Here is a 20685-nt window from a genome sequence, read left to right on the forward strand (position 1 = left end):
GTCGGCGCGCAGCGCCGGGTGAGGGTTTTCTCCTCTTGGGGATTGTCCCGTTGCGGAGATACCCTCTCCCCAACCCTCTCCCGCAAGCGGGAGAGGGGGCGCAGCATCCTCGCGGGTGAAGCTCGAACTCACGCCGCAATCTTCACCGGCAGCGTCTCAAGTCCTTTGACGAAACTCGAATAGACCCGCTTGGGTTCGCCGGCCACATCAATATGGTCGAAGCGCTTGAGAATTTCTTCCCAAATAATCTTGAGCTGGAGTTCGGCTAGCCGCAAGCCCACGCAGCGGTGGATGCCGAAGCCGAAGGAGAGGTGCGTGCGCGGGCGGGCGCGATCGATGATGAAATCGTAGGGCTTTTCGATCGCCTCCTCGTCGCGGTTGCCCGAGACGTACCACATCACGACCTTGTCACCCTTCTTGATCTGCTTGCCGCGGAACTCGAAATCGGAGAGCGCCGTGCGCCGCATATGCGCGAGCGGCGTCTGCCAACGGATCACCTCCGGCACGAAGCTGTCGAGCAGATCAGGGTTTTGGCGCAGCTTGCGGTACTGCTCCGGATGCTGGCTCAGCGCGAGAAGCGAGCCCGACATGGTGTTGCGGGTGGTGTCGTTGCCGCCGACGATCAAAAGGATGAGATTGCCGAGGAAGTTCTTCGCATCCATGTCGCGCGTCGCGGCGCCATGCGCCATCATCGACAACAGGTCGCTCTTCGGCGGCTGTTCGATGCGCTCCTTCCAGAGGCGCGAGAAATAGGCCGCGCATTCCGTCAGTTCGGCCTGCCGTTCGTCTTCGCTCGCGACGAGGCCGTCGGGACCGGGAATGGTGGTGGCGATGTCCGACCAGCGCGTCAGCTTGCGGCGGTCCTCCCAGGGGAAGTCGAACAGCACCGCCAGCATCTGCGTGGTGAGCTCGATCGAGACGCGGTCGACCCAGTCGAACACCTCGCCACGCGGCAGGTTGTCCAGGCACTCGGCCGAGCGCTTGCGGATGTTCAGCGCGAGATTGTCCAGATGAGTCGGCGTGAACATCGGCGCCACGGTCTTGCGCTGCGCCGCATGCCGCGGCGGGTCCATCGAGATGAAGCTCTCGCGACGCAAGTCCGGATCGATGTCGCGGATGGTGATGCCGCCGAGCGAGGAGGCCGAGGAGAACACCGAATGATTGGTCTCGATCTCCATGATGTCGTTGTAGCGCGTCACCGACCAATACGGCCCGAACATCGAGTCCTTGCAATAGTGCACCGGATCTTCCCGACGCAGGCGGTCGAAATAGGACCAGAACGTATCGGTCCTGAACAATTCAGGATCGCCCGGATCGAACTGCTCCAGCGGCAGCGACGTGGCGCGTGCGCGAAGTGCGTCGAGCGTGGCGGCGCTCTCGATGGTCCCATGCATGACCGATCTCCCTGTGGTGAACCGCGCGTTCTCGTTGAATTCTGCGCTGCGGTATTTGATTTGCAATTACAGCCGGTTGTCTGCGCCGGGGCAAGGGAGAGTTTGCCACATCCAACCTTTGCGGGAGGTGCGTAGCCTGGATGAAGCGCAAGCGTAATCCGGGATTCGGGCCGCCACGACCACTGTCCCGGATTGCGCTGCGCTCCATCCAGGCTACGGGACAACCGATTTGCAACGTGATCCCCCTCACGCCCCTAACGGCGGAATCGTGCCAGAAACCAACTGGAATCGGGGTAAATCGAACCCGGTCATCTTGGGGATCGACTAACCTCTGATCTATAGTTTGGCCGTAGCAGATCCGCACCCCGAGGTTGCCGCCGTGAACGACATGCAATGGGCCCCCATCGGCTCCGAACCCGTCCCGCCGCCGCTGCCGCCCACGCGGGTCGATTTCACCGGCAACCGCTCCGAGTTCCGCAAATTGGTCACCAAGGGTGCCATGCTCGAACTCGTCACCTTCGGCTTCTACCGGTTCTGGCTCGTCACCGACATTCGCCGTCATCTGTGGACGAACACCGCGGTGGACGGCGATGCCGCCGAATACACCGGACGGGCTAAGGAGCTCTTGGTCGGCTTCCTGTTCGCGCTTGCGATCTTGATGCCGATCTATCTCGCGTATTTTCTTGTTGGCATCGAATTCGAGCGCTGGCAGGGCTTCGCCTCGACGCCGCTCTTCATCGCCTTCTACGCCTTCGGCCAGTTCGCGATTTTTCGCGCGCGGCGCTATCGCCTGACGCGCACGGTCTGGCGCGGCGTGCGGTTCTGGATGGACGGCTCGGGCTGGGCCTATTCGCTCCGCGCCATGCAGTGGGGTCTGCTGGTGTTCCTGACGCTCGGCCTGGCGCTGCCCTGGCGCGAGGCTGCACTCGAACGCTACAAGATGCAGCACACCCATTACGGCGATCTCACCGGCGATTTCGAAGGCGACGGCTGGACGTTCTTCAAGCGCGGCTGGTGGCTGTGGCTGCTCAGCCCGATCGCACTGCTGATCTTCCCGCTCGCGCCGTTCTTCTATGCCGAGTTCAAGGCGCGCGAATGGCGCTGGTGGCTCGACGGCATCCGCATCGGCGGCGTCAGCCTGTCCTCGCGCCTGCCTCATGACGCCTTCTACGGCCTGTACTGGAAGGTGATCGGCTGGTGGATGCTGCTCACGACCGCCTTCGCGGCCTATATGGGCGGCGGCGCCTTTCTCGTCGTCACCCTGACCGGCGTTCCGGTCGAGGAGGTGTTCGGGGCTGGCAATGCTGCCAAGAGCATCCCGATGGTTGTGACGATGGTGATCGGCTATTTCGCGCTCGCCCTTGCCGTCAATATCGTCATGCGGGTCTATCTCCAGCGCGATCTCTGGGCCAAGGTGCTGGAGACCGTCGAGGTGCACAACATCGTGGCCGCGGCGGATGTGCGTGGCAGCGGAAAGCTCGCCAGCGCGCTCGGCGAAGGCTTTGCCGATGGACTGGATGTTGCAGGATTTTGAGCCGTGAGTGAGTTGTCTGCCGAGGCCCCGGCGCAGTCCGTGAAGCCGACGATCTTCTTCGACGGCGTCTCGAGCCGCAGGCGTCAGGTGATGCTGTCGCTTGGGGACGCGCTCGAGATCGCCGAGGACGGCGAAGCGCCGGTTCGCTGGGCCTATGCCGATATCCGCCGTGCCGACGGCCCGGACGGGGTTTTGCGCTTGGCATCGACGTCAGCGCCGCCACTAGCGCGGCTCGAGATCCGTGATGCCGCGCTTGCAGCAGATCTCAGCGCGCGATGCTTGCGGCTCGACGAGCACCAGACCTCGCGCCGCGGTGTCGCAAAGATCGTGGGCTGGTCGGTGGCCGCTGCCGTCTCCATCGTCTGCGTCGTGTTGTTCGGCGTGCCGCTCGCCGCCGACCGCCTCGCGCCGCTGGTGCCGAAACCGATCGAGCGACGCATTGGCGATGCGTCCGAGGTCCAGGTCAAGACCATCTTCGGCCGCAGAGTGTGCGAGGACCCCGCGGGCAAGGCCGCGTTCACAAAGCTCGTCAACCGTCTGCGCGATGCCGCCGGCCTCGACGACGATTCCACGACTGCGGGCGTGCTCCCGAGCCCGGTGCCGAACGCGTTCGCGCTGCCGGGCGGCAAGGTGTTCGTGCTGAAGGGCCTGCTCGATAAGGCCGAAAGCCCCGACGAACTCGCCGGCATTCTCGCGCACGAGCTCGGCCATCTCAAGCATCACGACAACATGCGCGGCCTGATCTACAACGGCGGCACCTCGTTTCTGATCGGACTGTTGTTCGGCGACGTCACCGGCTCCTCGGCCGTGATCTTCGCCTCGCGCAGCGTGGTCAAAGCCTCCTATTCGCGCGAGGCCGAGACCGGCGCCGACACTTTCGCCATCGAGATCATGCATGCGCTCGGCCGCTCGCCAAAACCCGCGGCCGAGCTGATGTTCCGCATCACCGGCAAGGAAGGCGGCTCTGGTCTGACAAATATCCTCGCCAGCCACCCGCTCACCGAAGACCGCCTCGCACGCATGACCAGGGAAGATCGCCCCGCCAGCGGCCCGCCGCTGCTGACGAACAAGGAGTGGCAGTCGCTGAAGGGCATTTGCGGCGTCGGGAAGATCTAGCTCTGCTTATCGCGTCCCGTAAGCGCGGTCGCCGGCGTCGCCGAGGCCTGGCAGAATGAAGCCGTTCTCGTCGAGGCCTTCGTCGACCGCGGCGGTCCAGATCGGTACGTCCGGATGCAGACCTCGCAGCCGCTCAAGTCCTTCCGGCGCGGCGATCAGGCATGCGAGGCGGATATCCTTGGCGCCGCGCTCCTTCAGCCGGTCGATGGCGGCCACGGCTGTATTGGCGGTGGCGACCACCGACGTCACCACGATCGCCAGGCGCTCGCCGAGATCGGACGGCGATTTGAAGAAATACTCGACCGCAGCAAAGCTGTGCGGCTCGCGGTAGAGCCCGATATGGGCGACGCGCGCGGTCGGCACCAGGTCCATCATGCCGTCGACGAAGGTGGTGCCGGCGCGTAGCATCGGCACGAACACCAGCTTCTTGCCGGCGATCTTGGCCGAGTGCATCCGTGCCAGCGGCGTGTCGACCACGACGTCGGTGAGCGGCAAATCGCGCGTCACCTCGTAGCAGAGCAGCATGCCGATCTCCTTGATCAGCTCGCGAAACGACTTGGTCGAGATGGACTTGTCCCGCACCAGCGTCAGCTTGTGCTGCACCAGCGGGTGATCGACGATCGTGACGCCTTGCATGATGGGATGCTCCTGAGTTCACAAAGGCTGTGCGCGAGGCTCGTCAACCCCTCCCGCGTGCGGGAGAGGTCGGCGCAAAGCGCCGGGTGAGGGCTCTGTCCTCTTGGGGATTCTCGACTGCAGAGACACCCTCTCCCCAGCCCTGCCCCGCAAGCGGGGGAGGGGGTGCACTTGCTTTGTGGCATGCATCGCGCCCGACTGCATCATGCTCAAAAAACCGTGCCGTCGCTGATCACCTTGAGCGGCGGTGAACCATCGGGACGGCGTGCGAAGGCAATAGTGCGGCCCGCAGCCCAGGTGCCGCCTTCCAAAATGCTGGCGAGCGGCAGCGTCTCTGGCGTGCGGCCGAGCTTGGCGCGGATGCGCTCCGCCAGCCGATCGAGCAGGGCGACAGTGAGAGCGCGCCACTCGACGACGAGCAGCGAGTCCACCGCATGCGCGCGCGCAGCGTCCGCGGGATCGCGCAGGCGCAGCACCTCATGATCGACGAACAGGCCGCCATTGCGGTATTCGGCCAGGCCCGTCAGGCCGTCGATGTCTGTCACATCGAAGCCCGCGCGCTGGAGCGGTTCGATCAGCGAATAGCTCAGCCATTGCGACAGCTTGTGGAGCGGCACGAGACCGGCGGTCGCGTCATCGGCCTCGATCGCCGGATGGCGCCAGCAATCGCCGAGCGGAACTCCCGCTAGCTCGAGCCGCGATGGCCAAATCGTTCCGAGCTGGTTCAGCACTGCCGACAGGATTGCCGGAGCGGCGATGGTGCCGCCATTCGCCTGCGCCGCGATGTGATCGAACAGGCCGCCAGGCCGCGGCGTATCGTGCAGGCCGAAAATCTCCGCGCGCTGCACCATCAGTTTGCCGAGACGCCGCAGCAAATCGGTGCGTCCGTCGAGCCCGAGCAGCGGATTGGCGTCGGTCACTTGAAAAGCGGATGTGAGAGAGGTGAGGGGCAGTCTTGCAAGCACCTCCGCATCGGCCCTGAACGGCGTGCCGGCATCGCGCGAGAAGAGGCCGCCAGCGAACATGTCGAGGCTTGCGATCGCGAGCCCCTCCGACCGGCCGATGCTTTCTCCTGTCACCACGTCACGGTATCGCCACACCGCACCCGCGCCGGCATCGAGCAGCACGCTGATGATGGCAAGGTCGAACTCCGCGCGCGCCCGCGCCGCGCGATCGGGCCAGGACGTCGCGTCCGCAAGCCGCGCCCAGCGATCGACGCCGCCAAGCACGAAATGCCGCCACCGCGCATGGAAGGGAATGTCCAGCGTGGGATAGGCCTTGCGCGTCACCGCCAGCACCGCCTCCGCAACGCCGTCCATGCGGTCGAGATCGATGGTAAAATGCTGGAGCCCGCCGGCAAGGCCGATCTCGAACATCTGCGCGGCCCGCGCGCGAACCGCCGCTGCGGTGAGCAGCGCGCGCGCCTCTCGTTCCAAATCCTCCGCCATCGCGCGATCAGTATTTTTCCAGCGAACGCCCGACCACGTCGTTGACGTCCTTTTCCGGCGCGATGTCGGTCGAGTAATAGCCGGCGGCCTTCTTCGCGGCGATCTCGACATAGGCGTCGGCCGGGATCAGCTCCGGCGGGATCGGCACGCGCTCGACGATGTCGATGCCTTGCGAGGTCAGCGCGTCGTATTTCATGTCGCTCATCGACAGGAAGCGGTCGATGCGGGTCAAGCCGAGCCAGTGAATGGTATCCGGCATCAATTGCTGGAAGCGCGCGTCCTGGACGCCGGCGACGCATTCGGTGCGCTCGAAATAGGCCGCGGCCGCGTCACCGTCCTCCTGCCGCTTGCGCGCATTGTAGACCAGGAATTTCGTGACCTCGCCGAGCGCGCGGCCTTCCTTGCGGTTGTAGACGACGAGCCCGAGCCCGCCCTCCTGCGCGCCGCGCGCGGATTCCTCGATGCCATGGATCAGATATGGCCGGCAGGTGCAGATGTCGGAGCCGAATACGTCGGAGCCGTTGCACTCGTCATGCACGCGGCAGGTGATCTTGGTGCGATGGTCCGGCAGCTTGCTGACGTCGCCGAACATGTAGACGGTGGTGCCGCCGATCGGCGGCAGGAACACCTTCATGTCCGGCCGCGTCACCAGCTCGGGGAACATGCCGGCGGTCTGCTCGAACAGCGTGCGGCGCAGCTCGGTCTCGCTGGTGCCGAAGCGCTGCGCAAGGCCGGGCAGGTGCCAGACCGGATCGATCGCGATCTTGACGACCGACACGCTGCCATTGGCGTGCACGACCTCGCCGTCGGCGCGCAGCCGCTTTGCGGCCAGCGCCTCGCGGATTTCCGGCAGGTCCAGCCGCGCCCGCGTCACCGCGATGCTCGGCCTGATGTCGGCGCCTTCGGTGATCTCCCGGCGAAAATTCTCGGCGACGAGATGCCCCCAGGGATCGAGCGCGACGATTTTTGTGGGATCACTCCATTGCGGGAACGGGCCGATGGTTGCGGCCGGAAACGTGTTGGTGAGGTCGGGACGCCTGATCGGATCGAGCGCGCCGGCCGACACCGCGAGCGCCCGGTACATCGCATAGGATCCGCCATGGCTGCCGATCACGTTGCGATCCCCAGCGCGCGACACCGTGCCGATGATCGGCCCTCGGGCGCGCGCGTCCGCGGCGCCCCAATGGATCGGGAAGGCGGCCTTCCGGCCTGGCTCCGGATGGGAGGTCAGGCGGATGTGGTCGGTACGGTTCGCGCGGCTCATGTCCAGGCTCCCAAAAAGCCAACGGCCCGCCGTTCGGACGGGCCTGGCTCGGTCGCGTTGCCAGTCGAGGACACCGGCGACGCGAGCTCAATCCAACATATTGTAGCGGCCGGCGACGACAGACAAGTTAATCGTGCCGGAGGGTAGGGCCCTTTGTTGCCGAATTCCCGTCGGTCACCGCGCCGGCAGGCCCGCCGTTTGACACCACGCGCCCGCGTTGGCCGACCTCGCCGCTCTGCCCGTGCGGCCAGTTTAAGGGATTGAAATATTTTCATTTTTCATGTTTTCAAGGGGGCTGCGTCGTTTGTGCGACAGGCGTCAGGTTCTCGATAAAACGTGACAACAGCCCAATCGTACGAATCGCCCCTGCCCAGGAGACTGACATGCCCGCCGCCAGCTACATCGACCCCCGCAACGGACAGCTTTATCCGTTGGACCAGCCGCGCTGGTGCTCGGACGAGCGCACGCCGCTGCTGGTGACACCGGGAGCCGGTATCTCGCGCGAGGACATCGAGCCCCGCACGCGATCGCACTGGCGCTACCGGGCGGCGCTGCCGGTCGAGATCGCAAAGCCGATCACGCTCGGCGAGGGCTGCACGCCGTTGGTCCAGCAGAATTGGGGCGAGCTGCGGCCGTTGTTCAAGCTCGAATGGTTCAACCCGACCGGCAGTTTCAAGGACCGAGGCTCTTCCGTGATGCTGTCCTTCCTGCGCCAGATCGGTGTCAATGCGGTCCTGGAGGACTCTTCCGGCAATGGTGGCTCGTCCATGGCGGGGTTAGGTGCCGCCGGCGGCATGCGGGTGAAGATCCTCGCGCCTGCCTCGACCTCGCCGGCCAAGATCGCGCAGGTGCGCGCCTATGGTGCCGCGGTGCAGCTCGTCGAGGGTCCGCGCGAGGAGTCGGAGGCCGAAGCCATCCGCCAGTCGCACCAGACTTTCTACGCCAGCCACAATTGGCAGCCGTTCTTCCTCGAAGGCACCAAATCGCTCGCCTATGAGATCTGGGAAGACCTTGGCTTTCGCGCGCCCGACAACGTCATCGTCCCGGTCGGCGCCGGCAGCAGCCTGCTCGGTTGCGCCTTCGGCTTCCGCGAGTTGCTGAGGGCCGGCCAGATCGCAAAACTGCCGCGCCTGTTCGCGGCGCAGCCGCTCAACTGCTCGCCGATCGATGCAAGCTTCCAGGCCGGCGTGGATACGCCTGTCGCGCGCGAGGTGCACAAGACCATCGCCGAAGGCACCGCCATCAAGAATCCGCTGCGCCTGCGCGAAATCATCGGTGCCTTGCGCGAGAGCGGCGGCGGCACCGTCGCGCTCACCGAGGATGAGATCGTCGCCGCCCTGCGGCGTCTTGCGCGGCAAGGCCTGTTTGCCGAGCCGACCAGCGCCAGCGCAGCCGCCGCGCTGGACAAACTGTCCGCTGCCGGAGCCATCAAGGCGAACGAAACCACGGTCGCCGTCCTCACCGGCACCGGCCTGAAAGCCGCAACCACCGTCGCCGATCTCGTGCAGTAGGCTCCGATCTATCGAGATAGCGCGGACCATACGGGAAGAAGCTTTGGTGAGCGCGTTGAACCTTCGGCGCCCGTCGCCAGCCTCATGAAGATCGACCTTGAGCAAAGGGAGAGTTCCATGACCGCGCAGGATCCGTTTGCAGGTTTCAAGGCCATCCAGAAGGAGGCCTGGTCGCTGTTCACCCCGATGGAAGTTTTCACGACCCCGACAGCCGCCAAGCTGGTCGGTTTTGCCGGCGTTGTCGCCGGCCAAAGGTTGCTCGACGTCGGATGCGGCACTGGCGTGGTCGCGATCACGGCGGCGCGCCGCGGTGCGAAGGTCAGGGGCCTCGACCTGTCGCCGGTTCTGATCGAGCGCGCCCGCGAGCACGCGCAGCTGGTGAACCTCGATATCGACTTCGCCGACGGTGACGCCGAAAGCCTGCCCTATGGCGACAATGAGTTCGACGTGGTGCTCAGCCAGTTCGGCCACATGTTCGCACCGCGTCCGGACGTTGCCATCGGCGAGATGCTGCGGGTGCTGAAGCCCGGCGGCACCATCGCCTTCTCCACCTGGCCGCCGCATCTCTATGTCGGACGGATGTTCGCGCTGGTCGGCCGCCATCTGCCGCCGCCCGAGGGCGTGGCCTCGCCGGTGTTGTGGGGCGATCCGAAAATCGTCGCCGAGCGTCTCGCAGGGCAAGCGAAGGATATCTCCTTCGAGATGGACATATTGACGCCGTCCGCACTCAGCCCACAGCATTTCCGCCGCACCATGGAAACGACCATCGGGCCTTTGATCAAGCTCGTCGCCCAATACAAGGACGAGCCGGAGAAGCTCAAGAGCTTCCGTGCCGAGTTCGAAGCGTTGATCTCGGAATATTTCGATGCCGCCAACAACGTGATGCGCCAGCAGTTTCTGATGACGAGAGCAAGGAAGGTGTGACGAAGGCGAATGCGTCGCGGGATGGTCCGCTTGCTTATCCTCCCCTGGAGCCCTCCAGGGAGGGTAAGAAGCGCTTCACTCCTTCAGATCATTCACCCGCTTCACCCAGGCGCGCACATCCTTGAGCACGGCGGGCAGCACTGCCTTGACCTCCTGCACCGTCATGCCCGCCTTGATGCGGGGATCGTAGAGCAGGTTGAGGATGTACTGATCGTAGACGTCGAAATAGCCCATAGAGACGTTGTCGTTGAACATGGTCCAGGGCACGCTGGCTGTGTCATTGATGGGCCCGAGTGATTGCAAGAGCTCCTCATAGGCGCAGTCGAGGAAGACGAAATCGCCGTTGTCGACGGTGAGGATGACGTCGGAATGCTCGATCTCGAAATTGTCGTTCTTGCGGAAGCCGGACAGGCATTGCGGATCGAGCGAGGTGCGGATCTCGCGCGCCTTCTCGGCGCCGTAGAAGCTGGTGAGGGTGCGGTAGAGATCGCGGTCGCGGACGAGCTTGACCCGCACATTCGCCGCCTCGCTGGTCGTGGTCATGGCGATGTCGAGATGCTGCACGCGCGTGGCGATGTCGTTCACGACCTTCGCAAGCTGCGTCTTACGATCGGCGCGATCGCTCTCGGCGTACACGCGCACCGGCCCGTCGAACTTGCGGATGCGGTCGACGCGGCCGGCGAGATGGTACTCGGCGCCGAACGCCGTCTTGAGAAAACCCTCGACGATCTCGCCGTCGGTGAAGCTCTTCTTCTCGGAGCGCTGGCGCGAGGCGATCGCGGGCAGTTCACCCGCTCGGGCCGTGGTAGCGGTGTCAGGCACCAATGTGAGCGTGGCGAGCGCCAAGAGGGCGATGCGGAAGGCGGGCGCGGTCAGGTTCAATGCGCTCATCGTCGTGCGACGCTGCCGCATTCGCGTCGCGCGCACAAGTCCGCAAATTCACGCGCCCGGCGGGTTCCCGCTGTAGCGGCCTAGTTGTTCAGCACCACCACGGTGGTGCCGACCGCGACGCGGCTGTAGAGATCGGTGACGTCCTCATTGGTCATGCGGAAGCAGCCCGAGGACACCGCTTGGCCGATCGTCTCCGGCTCGTTGGAGCCGTGGATGCGATAGAGGGTCGAGCCCAGATACATCGCGCGGGCGCCGAGCGGATTGTCGACGCCGCCCTTCATGTGACGCGGCAGGTCGGGCCGGCGGGCCAGCATCTGCGACGGCGGCGTCCAGGCCGGCCATTCCTTCTTGGCGGTGATCTTGTGCACCCCGCCCCAGCGGAAGCCGTCGCGGCCGACGCCGATTCCGTAGCGCAGCGCCTGGCCGTTCTGGAGCACCAGGTACAGCCGCCGCTCGCCGGTGTTCACCACGATCGTGCCGGGGGCGTAATTGCCGTTATACATGACGGTGCTGCGGGGGACGGGATTTGCACCGGAACGGAAGAAGTTCGGGCCGCCGCCCATGATGTCGCGCGAGTCGAACTCTTCGGCGAGCGCGCCGCCTGCCATCGCCGACAGCAGTGTGATGGCGGCGATCGGCGCGGCAAAAAACCGGATCATTGTCTCCCCCAAGCAAAAAATCGATTCAATGACAGCCACAGGCCATATTTGCGGGCATTCCGCAAGCCACGGCCCCGTGAGGAACGCCATGCTTAACGATTGGCGTTACCAATCCGACAACCACGCCATTTTGCCGAAAAGAATTAGCCAAGCCGGCGCATCGTCACGCGGGGCAGGGCAGCGGTGGCGGCTATTGCTTTGACGGCACGCGCGAACAATGATTGATCGAGCGGATATTCTGGACAATGCCGGTCGTGGGAGCCTTGGAATGAACGGTGCGGAAAGCCTTGTGCGGACAATGGTCAAAGGCGGGGTGGACGTCTGCTTCACCAACCCCGGCACCTCCGAGATGCATTTTGTCGCAGCGCTAGACCGCGTGCCGGGCATGCGTTGCGTGCTCGGCCTGTTCGAAGGCGTGGTGACGGGCGCCGCCGACGGCTATTTCCGCATGAAGGGCACGCCGGCCTCGACGCTGCTGCATCTCGGCCCCGGCCTCGCCAACGGCCTTGCCAATCTGCACAACGCCAAGAAGGCCAATTCCGGTATCGTCAACATCGTCGGCCAGCATGCGGTCTACCACATCGGCTACAACGCGCCGCTGACCTCCGACATCGAGGGCCTGGCCCGGCCGATGTCGTCCTGGGTGCGCACCTCGCCGGATTCCAAATCGGTTGCCGCCGACGGCGCCGCGGCGATTGCCGCCGCCAAGAGCGCACCGCCGCAGATCGCGACCCTGATCCTGCCCGCCGACACCGCCTGGAACGAGGCCGACGGCATCGCCGAGGTTCCGGCCGAGCAGCAGCGGGCGAGCTATTCGCCGCAGGCGGTCGAGCAGGCCGCAAAAATCCTGCATCGCGACGGCGAGGGCACGCTGCTGCTGATGACCGGCAGCGCGCTGAGCGAGCACGGCCTGGCACTGGCCGAGCGCATCGCCGGCAAGACCGGCTGCACGGTGATGGGCCCGACCTTCCGTCCGAAGATGGCGCGCGGCCGCGGCCGTTTCTCGATCGACCGCATCCACTACGTCATCGAGAACGCGCTGCCGATGCTGGCAAAATTCCGTCACATCGTGCTGATCGAGTCCGACGATCCCGTGGCGTTCTTCGCCTATCCGAACAAGCCGAGCATGCTCAAGCCCCAGGGCTGCGAGGTCCATCGCATGACCTCCTGGGGCGAGAACTCGGTCACGGCGCTGGAAGCGCTTGCCGGCGCCGTGAAGGCCAGCGCTAGGGACGTCAAGCCGCAGGCTTTGCAGGAATTGGTCAAGCCGACCGGCGCGCTCACCTTCGCCTCGATCGCGCAGGCGATCGCCTGTGCGATCCCCGAGAACGCGATCATGGTCGACGAATCCCTCACCACCGGCCGCGGCTTCTTCCCGCCGACGGCGGCGGCCGCCCCGCACGACTGGCTCCAGAACATGGGCGGCTCGATCGGCTTCTCGACGCCGTTGTCGATCGGCGCCGCGATAGCCTGTCCGGACCGCAAGGTGATCACCATGGTCGGCGACGGCAGCGCGATGTACACGATCCAGTCGCTGTGGACGCAGGCGCGCGAGAACCTCAACATCGTCACCATCGTGTTCGCCAACCGCATCTACCAGATCCTGCGTGGCGAGTTCGACAATGTCGGCGCCGGCGAGCCCGGCCAGCGCGCCAACGACATGCTGCGGCTCGATCGGCCGACGCTGGATTTCGTCGCGCTGGCGAAGGGCATGGGCGTGCCCGGCCGTGCCGTCACCAATGCCGACGAGTTCAACAAGGCGTTGGCCGAAGCCGTCGCCGAGCCCGGTCCGCGCCTGATCGAAGTTCAGATGTAGGGCATCAACAGGCGGAGCGCCGTGAGCCCGGAGGCACGATGCAGACCGAGCTGAACAAGGTGATCGCGGCGCTCCGGGACTTCTACGCGCAGGAAGCATTCCTGTTCGAGAAGGACGTCGGCGAGCGCGCAATCACGCACCGCTTCGCCGTGCATCTGGAGAAGCAGTTCTCCGGCTGGTCAGTGGACTGCAATTACGACCGGCTCGGCGAGCGCACGCTGCATCTGCCGCACGGCACCATCATCTCGACCGACGACCATCTCGGCAAGTCGATCTATCCTGATGTCGCCGTGCACCAGCGCGAGATCCCGAACAACCTGCTCACTGTCGAGATCCGCAAGGCGAGCAATCACACCCCGCTCGAGCACGACCAGCACAAGCTGAGGGCGCTGACCGACGTGCATGTCTGGTTTCCCTATTGGATCGGCTTGCTGCTGGTGCTGGACAGGCAGCACGTGACGATGTCGGAGGTCTATGTCAGCGGCCTCGTCGATGAGGCGCTGTCGCGCTGGTTCGCGACGCGGCTGGAGGAGACCGGCCTCGGAATTCGCGCATAGAGCGCGATGAGATCGGGTTAATCACTTGCCACATAATAGGTGCTCTCCCTCTCCCGCCTGCGGGAGAGGGCTGGGGAGAGGGTGTCTCCACAATGGGACACTCCCGATGACGAAAGAGCCCTCACCCGGCGCGCGGGACGATGCTGCGCATCGCCCGACACGCGCCGACCTCTCCCGCAAGCGGGAGAGGTTAGCGGAGCCCGCGGCGCTTCAAGCGATTCAACCTGAAGCCATCGCGCTCTAGAGGCATGCGGCCTGCGCGATCACGCAGGCCGCGTTCTCGTCAGTGATAGTACGGCTGCGAGTACGCGTAGCGCGGGTTGATGCCGCAATAGGCCGACGTGCCGGAGGCGGTGGCGGCGCATTGTTGATAGCTGGCGAACTGGCAATTGCCGGGATAGCCCCAGTGGCGGCCTTGCAGGCAGTATCTGTCGTTTGCGGCCTGAGCCGGCGCCGCCGACAATGACGCGGCGATCAAGGTTGCGAACGATGCAAGGGTGAGGATAGTGCGACGCATTTCAAATCTCCTTCGAGCATGGTGGAACGGCCGTGCCTTGGCGTTCCCGTGGCCTGTCTGACGCAGGGTCATGCTGTGTTGGTGTCCGCGACGCGGGATGCGTTCGAGGTGAGATACATCGTGACGCAGCCGGCGCCGGACAATGTGATCTCCACCACAGTTCGCGCGTGGGTTCCTGACCTATTCTCAACGACCTTGCACGCCTCGATCCCGTGGGACTAGGCTTGCCTCATTCGGATCAGGCATTTTGGAGGTTCTGATGCAGAAATCGTATTTGCTGGCTGCGACGGCAGCCCTGGTGCTCATGATGCAAACGCCGCTCGCGCTGGCGCAGAGCGCGCCGGCCGCCGGCGGAACCGCTGCACCGGCCGCGACAACCGCTGCGCCGGCCGCCACTACGGCACCGGCTGCGACCACCGACACCTCGAGCCAGCCGACCGATTCCAAGAAAAGCGCATCGAAGAAGCCGGCGAAGAAGAGGATGACGCGGCAGCAGGAGATCGATCATTCGATCGACACCGGCACCGTTCCCGCGCGCTACCGCAGCTCGGTGCCCAAGCAGTACCAGCAATACATTCCGTTCGATAAGCGGTAGCGGATCGCATGGCGGCGCGACCGGATCAGCGGCTGCGTCGCCGTTGCCCATTGCAGGATGGCCTTGGCCATGGGATCCAACCACATACATTGTGCCGCGCGGTGCTAGCGAGAGCGTTTTCGAGCGAAGTGGATACCGGTTCGCGTGAAGAAAACGCGTCAAAACAAGAATCTGGAGCTTCGGTTCAATCAGAACCGGTAATGCGCTAGAGGCTTAAGTCCGGGGGAAGGAATGAGTGACGACGGGAAGGATGCTGGCCTTGTGGCCATGATCACCAGCATCCTTGGAGGCAACAAGCGCGCGGACGTCGTGACGCCGCCGCCGCTCACCGAGGCTCCTCCGACAGCGCCGACGAGCGGGTTCGAGGCGGTCGAGCCGTCCAGCACCGATGCGGAGCCGGCGGAGTCTGAGCCGTCGCCCGAAGCCGTACCAGCCGAGACCAAGCCGGTCGTGCCACCTCCGAAAATCGCCACCACACGAGACGGCAAGAAATTGCTGCCTGCGGAAGCGATTGCCGATCTCGTGCTTGGTGAATTGCGCAAGCTGGAGAATTTTCCGGCGACCGGCGTCTCGGTCACAGTCTACGGTTACAGGCACTGGAACGCCATGATCACCTTCGCGCCGTTCTCGACCACGTTCCAGAATGCGACCCGGTTCCGCCAGGCCCTGCCGGACCTCGTCTTCAAGCTGCGCCGCTTCGTCGAACTTGAGATATAGTCAGGGCAATCGGCGGGCGGCGCGAGCGCCGCGCCATTAGCCAAAACAAGTTCGACAGGATTCTGAAATTGAGCGTCGCCTTTACCAAGGAAGAGAGCGCCGAAACCGCGTCCGAGACGCTGTTGCCGGATCGCCCGATCTCGCCGCATCCAAACCTCGTGACGGAAAAAGGCTTGCAGGCGTTGCAGAGACAGCTTGCCGAGGCGCGCGAGGCCTATGAAGCCGCGCAAGCCATCGAGGACGTCAACGAGAAGCGCCGGCAATCGGCGGTGCCTCTGCGCGACGCCCGCTATCTGACGGAACGGCTGCGCACGGCGCAGCTCGTTCCCGATCCGAGCTCAACCGACACAGTCGCCTTCGGCAGCACGGTGACCTTCAGCCGCGCCGACGGCCGCGTGCAAACCTATCGCATCGTCGGCGAGGACGAAGCCGACCCGAAGGCCGGCTCGATCTCCTTCGTCTCGCCGGTCGCGAGATCGTTGATGGGGAAGGCGGTTGGTGATGTCGTGGGATCGGGGACGCAGGAGATCGAGATCTTGTCGATCGCGTAGCGGGCGCAACGTGTGTTGGCCCCCGCCTAGACCTGCGGGAGCTCAACGCCCGTCAGCTTGCCCAGTTTTGCGATGAGGTCCTCCTGAAATCCCGGGTCCGTCGCCGCATCGGCTGGCTCCTCCTGCCGCAGGTGATGCCAGTAGCGCCCGCTGACCAGGGCCGCGGAATCCTCGCTCACCGCCAACCAGGTCTGAGTCCGTTGTCCGGTATCGAGATCGACCGGGGCGCTCGCGCCACCCATCTTCGTGCGCACCCATCCGGGATCGACGGCGTTGCTGAGGACGTTGGGCCAGCGCCGCGCCAACGCGAACGCCAAGGCGACCACGTGCAGCTTGCTCTCGGCGTAGGCCTTTGCCGAATCCCAAGCCCGTCTCGTCCAGTCGGGGTCATCCAGCGAGCCCTCTCCGCCGCGGTGCAGTCCGCTGCTCAGGTAGATCAGTCGGCGGGGCCGCTCGATCAGTGCCGTCAGCATGTACGGGGCAAGAGTGTTGATCGCCAGCGTGCTCGCATGGCCTTCCGGAGTCGAGCCGCGGCTCCGCTGGGTGTAGACGCCGGCGTTGTGGATGATCGCATCCATGCGGCCGATCGCATTGACTTGGTCCGCGATGCTCCTCGTCTCAGCGGCATTTCTGAGATCACCGGCCACCATTCCGGCGGCACGCGACCTGAGCGCGCCAAGCGCTGCGGCGCGATCGACTGATCGCGCGTGCAGCACCACGCGGTGACCTTGATCAAGGAGGGATTGTGCCGCCGCCCGGCCGAGGCCGTCCGTGCTGCCCGTGATGAATACGATCGCCATGCGCTGTTCCTCCGGATTTCTGGATGTACTCTGCAGCGCCCGCGCATCACTTCCGATATTGCTCGTCGCTCACCTTCTCCAGCCAATCCACGTTCTTGCCGCCGGAGGACTCCTGGATCGCGATGTGGGTCATCGCCGTCGTCGGCGAAGCCCCGTGCCAGTGCTTCAGTCCGGGCGGGAACCAGACGACGTCGCCGGGGCGGACTTCCTCGACCGGGCCGCCCTCGCGCTGAACCCAGCCGAGTCCGGCCGTGATGATCAGCGTCTGTCCGAGTGGGTGCGTGTGCCAGGCGGTGCGGGCACCGGGCTCGAACGTGACTTGGCCGGCCCCCGTGCGGGCCGGATCCTGCGCCTGAAACAGCGGATCGATGCGGACGCTGCCGGTGAACCAATCTTGGGAGCCCTCCTGCGAGGGCCGAGACCCGTTTCTCTTGATGTCGATTTCCATTTGAGCCTCCTTCTGTGCTTCGGACGCGCGCGCCTGCACCCTCTGAATTCCGAGAGTGGCGGCGGCGCTGCCGGCGATGAGTACGTCCCGTCGTGTGATCACGGTGTGTCTCCGCTCAGCGCGGACGCTTCTCGATGACGTCCTTGATCACAGGCGCCGCGGAGAATGCATTGGGCCAGCCGGCATAGAAGGCGAGATGGCCGAGCACCTCGCCGGCTTCCTCTCGCGTCAGCCCATTGTCCATCGCGCGGTTCAGGTGATAGGTGATCTGCGCGACCTGGCCGGTTGCGATGAGAGCGCTCACGGTGACCAGGCTGCGGTCGCGCGGCGCCAGCGCCGGCCTGAGCCAGAGATCCCGGAACAGCACGTCCGTCGTGTACTGGACAAGGCTTGGTGTGATTTGCCCGAACTGCTCTGCAACCCGCGTCGCCCGCTGCTTCTCCGCGACCTCATCCAGCGGCAGCTGCGGCCCCGAGACCGCCGGCAGCTGATCGGCCCCGATGTTGCGGCTCCTAAACACCTCCCACGCCGCCGGGATCGCATCCATCGCGTTCGCCCAGCCGGTGTAGAAGGCCAGATGCGTGATGATCTCCGATATCTCCGACGGCTTCACGCCGCTGTCGAGCGCGAGGTTTAGGTAGTACGGCAGCTCGACGGTTTGATCGCGCGCGATCAGCGCGGCGACGGTGACGATGCTGCGATCCCGCCGCGAAAGCCCCGGTCGCTTCCAGAGATCGCCGAGGACGAATTTTTGTGCATAGCCTTCGAGGGCGGGAGCGACGTCGCGGACGTCTTCCGGCTTTGGCATTGGATTTACTCCTGCGATGGACGTCTGTCCGGCGGCAGCGCCGGCGAACAGACACAATGAAAGCAAGGTCGCTGCGAGCATCCTCATGACGCGGTTCCTCCCAAGCTTGTCGGGTGCGCCATCAGCCACAGCGCGACCAGGGCGGCACAGAGCACGGTCACGGCGCTGACGAGAAAGACGACGTTCAGTCGCGCGCCGCTCGCGATCAATCCGAGTGCCGGACTCGCGAGCCCTTGCGCGAGATCCAGGAACGCCGTGTAGGCGCCCATGGCGAGGCCGCGGCTGTGCATGGGAACGCTGCGCACGGCTTCGACGCCGAAGCCTGGATAGACCAGCGAGAAGCCGAAGCCGGTGAGCGCGGCGCCGGCGAGCGCCATCTCGGGCCGCATGGCAAGCCAGATCAGCGCCTGGCCGGCCGCCTCGATTCCCGCGCAGACTAGCGCGACCTTTGCTCCGCCGAGCACATCGGCCACATGGCTGAAGAATACCCGGGCTAGGATGAAGGCGACGGCGTAAGCGGAATAGGCCAGCCATCCGTTGGCCCATCCGCGATTCGCGAACAACAACGCGGCGAATGTGGTGACCGCGCCGAAACCGACACTGCCGAGTGCCGAGCCCAAGCCCGGGAGCCAGACGGCACCGAGCACCTCGGCGAACGAGGTGCGGGTTTGCTGGTGGAGGGGAGGGACCGCGGGGAGCCGGACCACGAGCAGGAGCGTCAGTAATGGCGCGACTACGGTGGCGATCGCGACCGCAGCGAAGCCGTAGGCGGCGTAGAGCGCGGATCCCGCGGGCGCGCCGATCGCGAAAGCCGCAAACATCGCCGAGCCGACCCAGGCGATGACCTTGCCGGTGCTGCCGGAATCGGCGAGCGTCAGTCCCCAGCTCACCGCAGCGGTGATGATGAAACTCTCGGCCGCGCCAAGCAGGCCACGGCCGAGCAGCAGTATGGAGACCGACGCCAGCGGGGTCTCGGCGAAGCCGAGAGAAGCCAGATAAAGCAGTCCGGAGGCCGCGGCAGCGAGCAGGCCGACGACCACGCCGCGCTTCGCTCCGCTTCTATCCGAGAAGTGGCCAGCCCACGGCCGCGAGATCAGCGAAGCGGCGAACTGGCTGCCGGCGACGAGGCCGACCACGAAGGTGCCCAGGCCAAGCCCATCGTGGACGTGGAGCGGAAGGACCGGCATCGCGACGCCGACGACCAGGAAGGCAACGAACACCACTCCCATGATCGGCATCAGGTTGGCGACGCCGCGCGGCGCAGCGGCCGCTCGAATGGTTGTTACCGACATGCGAGCCCAGAGCTCCTGCTTCGTCGGCGCACGCGATCGGCGCCTTCCGGGTCGCTGACGCCGTTCGGGAGCTTGATTGCTTCTGTCATAGGTCTTTGCCTTCGTTCTGGAGCTGTCCTGCTGCCCGATGGCTGATCCGAACCTAAGACTTCCGCAGCTGTCCGATTAGGTGATAGATTTCGAATGCGGTCATTAGCCGGGCTTATGAATGAATCGAGAGGATGCGAGCGATCTCCTCGCCTTCCTCGCAGTGGCGAGGGAGCGCAGCTTCACACGCGCCGCGGCAAAGCTCGGCATGACGCAATCCGCGCTCAGTCAGATCATCCGGAATCTGGAGGAGCGGCTCGGCGTGCGATTGTTGAACCGGACGACGCGGAGCGTCACACCTACACAGGCTGGAGAACGGCTGTTTCTCAGCGTGGGTCCCAAATTCACCGAGATGGACGCCGATCTCGCTGCGCTCAGCGAATTGCGCGAGAAGCCTGCCGGCACCATCCGGCTGACGGCGACGGAGTTTGCCGCCGCCGAGATCCTGCTGCCGGCGCTCCGGAAAATCCTGCCCAAATACCCGGACATCCATGTCGAGGTGATCATCGACTACGGGCTCACCAACATCGTGGCGCAGCAGGTTGATGCGGGCATCCGCCCCGGCGAGCTCGTCGCCAAGGACATGATCGCCGTGCGTGTCAGCCCCGACCTCCGGATGGCGGTGGTCGGGTCTCCTTCATACTTCGCCGAACGCAGGCGACCGAAGACGCCGCAGGATCTGACTCACCACAATTGCCTCAACCTCCGCCTGCCGACGCACGGCGGCAGCCTCTATGCCTGGGAATTCGAAAAGAACGGGCGCGAGCTCAATGTGCGGGTAGAGGGCCAGCTCGTGTTCAACAGCGCGGGCCTTCTGCTGGACGGAGCGTTGAAGGGGCTGGGCCTTGCCTACCTCACCGAGGGACATGTGCAGTCGTACCTGTCCCAGGGCCGTCTGGTCCGCGTGCTTTCGGATTGGTGCCCGCCGTTCTCGGGATACCATCTCTACTATCCCAGCCGGCGCCAGCCTTCGCCGGCATTCTCGCTGCTCGTCGAGGCGCTCCGATATCGCGGCAGGTAGAACGGCGCGGCTGGCTCCTCCGTGTCTTGCCTCTCTCCGGATGCTGCCATCCTGGCGGTGTTTTGAGGATTGCGTGGGCAAAGGGGGCCTTGTGCTGAT

General features: G+C 65.0%; 21 protein-coding genes. 10 read left to right on the forward strand and 11 right to left on the reverse strand.

The annotated features are described in order from the left end of the window. Positions 1-128: 128 nt before the first annotated feature. The gene (locus CWO91_RS31130) at positions 129-1394 is read right to left on the reverse strand and encodes a cytochrome P450 (RefSeq protein WP_130219133.1); all 1266 of its coding nucleotides are present in this window, start codon (positions 1392-1394) and stop codon (positions 129-131) included. Positions 1395-1782: 388 nt separating this feature from the next. On the opposite strand from CWO91_RS31130, the gene CWO91_RS31135 reads away from it, so the two are divergent. Both CWO91_RS31135 and CWO91_RS31140 read left to right on the forward strand, forming a co-directional pair. After that, on the forward strand, positions 1783-2928 hold the full coding sequence (locus CWO91_RS31135) for a YjgN family protein (RefSeq protein WP_208753093.1): 1146 nt from the start codon (positions 1783-1785) through the stop codon (positions 2926-2928). 3 nt (positions 2929-2931) lie between these two features. After that, positions 2932-4044: a M48 family metallopeptidase gene (locus tag CWO91_RS31140; RefSeq protein WP_130219137.1), complete on the forward strand. Its 1113-nt coding sequence runs from the start codon at positions 2932-2934 to the stop codon at positions 4042-4044. A gap of 6 nt (positions 4045-4050) precedes the next feature. On the opposite strand, the gene upp is transcribed toward CWO91_RS31140, so the two are convergent. The 3 genes from upp to CWO91_RS31155 all read right to left on the reverse strand — a co-directional run bounded on the left by upp (position 4051) and on the right by CWO91_RS31155 (position 7392). Next, positions 4051-4680, reverse strand: coding sequence for a uracil phosphoribosyltransferase (gene upp, locus CWO91_RS31145; RefSeq protein ID WP_091881044.1), 630 nt, complete (start codon positions 4678-4680; stop codon positions 4051-4053). 209 nt (positions 4681-4889) lie between these two features. Continuing rightward, positions 4890-6128: a URC4/urg3 family protein gene (locus CWO91_RS31150; RefSeq protein WP_130219139.1), complete on the reverse strand. Its 1239-nt coding sequence runs from the start codon at positions 6126-6128 to the stop codon at positions 4890-4892. Positions 6129-6135: 7 nt separating this feature from the next. Continuing rightward, a complete protein-coding gene (locus CWO91_RS31155) occupies positions 6136-7392 on the reverse strand; it encodes a GTP cyclohydrolase II (RefSeq protein ID WP_130219141.1) in 1257 nt (418 codons plus the stop codon). A gap of 383 nt (positions 7393-7775) precedes the next feature. Between CWO91_RS31155 and CWO91_RS31160 the strand changes: the two genes are divergently transcribed. Together CWO91_RS31160 and CWO91_RS31165 are read left to right on the forward strand one after the other, a co-directional pair. Then, positions 7776-8903, forward strand: coding sequence for a threonine synthase (locus CWO91_RS31160; protein WP_130219143.1), 1128 nt, complete (start codon positions 7776-7778; stop codon positions 8901-8903). A 117-nt stretch (positions 8904-9020) separates the two neighbouring features. Next, complete coding sequence (locus CWO91_RS31165) at positions 9021-9827, forward strand: class I SAM-dependent methyltransferase (RefSeq protein ID WP_165405844.1); 807 nt, start codon at positions 9021-9023, stop codon at positions 9825-9827. A gap of 75 nt (positions 9828-9902) precedes the next feature. On the opposite strand, the gene CWO91_RS31170 is transcribed toward CWO91_RS31165, so the two are convergent. Next, the gene (locus CWO91_RS31170; RefSeq protein WP_165405845.1) at positions 9903-10718 is read right to left on the reverse strand and encodes a DUF2927 domain-containing protein; all 816 of its coding nucleotides are present in this window, start codon (positions 10716-10718) and stop codon (positions 9903-9905) included. An 80-nt stretch (positions 10719-10798) separates the two neighbouring features. Continuing rightward, a complete protein-coding gene (locus CWO91_RS31175) occupies positions 10799-11377 on the reverse strand; it encodes a L,D-transpeptidase (RefSeq protein WP_130219149.1) in 579 nt (192 codons plus the stop codon). A gap of 268 nt (positions 11378-11645) precedes the next feature. Between CWO91_RS31175 and CWO91_RS31180 the strand changes: the two genes are divergently transcribed. Together CWO91_RS31180 and CWO91_RS31185 are read left to right on the forward strand one after the other, a co-directional pair. After that, the gene (locus tag CWO91_RS31180) at positions 11646-13193 is read left to right on the forward strand and encodes an acetolactate synthase large subunit (protein WP_130219151.1); all 1548 of its coding nucleotides are present in this window, start codon (positions 11646-11648) and stop codon (positions 13191-13193) included. Between the two features lie 38 nt (positions 13194-13231). Continuing rightward, the gene (locus CWO91_RS31185; RefSeq protein WP_130219153.1) at positions 13232-13750 is read left to right on the forward strand and encodes a hypothetical protein; all 519 of its coding nucleotides are present in this window, start codon (positions 13232-13234) and stop codon (positions 13748-13750) included. 283 nt (positions 13751-14033) lie between these two features. Here CWO91_RS31185 and CWO91_RS31195 read toward each other — a convergent pair whose 3' ends face one another. Continuing rightward, complete coding sequence (locus CWO91_RS31195; protein WP_130219155.1) at positions 14034-14267, reverse strand: DUF3551 domain-containing protein; 234 nt, start codon at positions 14265-14267, stop codon at positions 14034-14036. Positions 14268-14526: 259 nt separating this feature from the next. Between CWO91_RS31195 and CWO91_RS31200 the strand changes: the two genes are divergently transcribed. The 3 genes from CWO91_RS31200 to greA all read left to right on the forward strand — a co-directional run bounded on the left by CWO91_RS31200 (position 14527) and on the right by greA (position 16130). Continuing rightward, positions 14527-14862 (forward strand): hypothetical protein, encoded by a 336-nt coding sequence (locus CWO91_RS31200; RefSeq protein ID WP_130219157.1) that lies wholly within the window; start codon positions 14527-14529, stop codon positions 14860-14862. Positions 14863-15093: 231 nt separating this feature from the next. Further along, the gene (locus CWO91_RS31210; RefSeq protein WP_130219161.1) at positions 15094-15579 is read left to right on the forward strand and encodes a hypothetical protein; all 486 of its coding nucleotides are present in this window, start codon (positions 15094-15096) and stop codon (positions 15577-15579) included. A gap of 68 nt (positions 15580-15647) precedes the next feature. After that, entirely contained in the window at positions 15648-16130 is a 483-nt protein-coding gene (gene greA, locus CWO91_RS31215; RefSeq protein ID WP_130219163.1) for a transcription elongation factor GreA, read from the forward strand. Positions 16131-16156: 26 nt separating this feature from the next. On the opposite strand, the gene CWO91_RS31220 is transcribed toward greA, so the two are convergent. From CWO91_RS31220 to CWO91_RS31235, 4 genes are all read right to left on the reverse strand, one after another. Beyond that, entirely contained in the window at positions 16157-16930 is a 774-nt protein-coding gene (locus CWO91_RS31220) for an SDR family NAD(P)-dependent oxidoreductase (protein WP_130219165.1), read from the reverse strand. A 46-nt stretch (positions 16931-16976) separates the two neighbouring features. Further along, positions 16977-17372: a (R)-mandelonitrile lyase gene (locus CWO91_RS31225; protein WP_208753094.1), complete on the reverse strand. Its 396-nt coding sequence runs from the start codon at positions 17370-17372 to the stop codon at positions 16977-16979. 121 nt (positions 17373-17493) lie between these two features. Further along, the gene (locus tag CWO91_RS31230; RefSeq protein ID WP_130219169.1) at positions 17494-18273 is read right to left on the reverse strand and encodes a carboxymuconolactone decarboxylase family protein; all 780 of its coding nucleotides are present in this window, start codon (positions 18271-18273) and stop codon (positions 17494-17496) included. Continuing rightward, a complete protein-coding gene (locus CWO91_RS31235) occupies positions 18270-19478 on the reverse strand; it encodes an arabinose transporter (RefSeq protein ID WP_130219171.1) in 1209 nt (402 codons plus the stop codon). Before CWO91_RS31235 ends, CWO91_RS31230 begins: the two co-directional genes overlap by 4 nt. Positions 19479-19686: 208 nt before the next feature. On the opposite strand from CWO91_RS31235, the gene CWO91_RS31240 reads away from it, so the two are divergent. Continuing rightward, positions 19687-20586, forward strand: coding sequence for a LysR family transcriptional regulator (locus tag CWO91_RS31240; RefSeq protein WP_130219173.1), 900 nt, complete (start codon positions 19687-19689; stop codon positions 20584-20586). The last annotated feature ends 99 nt before the right edge of the window (positions 20587-20685 follow it).

Origin of the sequence: Bradyrhizobium genosp. SA-3 (assembly GCF_004212635.1) — a bacterium.
Classification (GTDB): domain Bacteria; phylum Pseudomonadota; class Alphaproteobacteria; order Rhizobiales; family Xanthobacteraceae; genus Bradyrhizobium.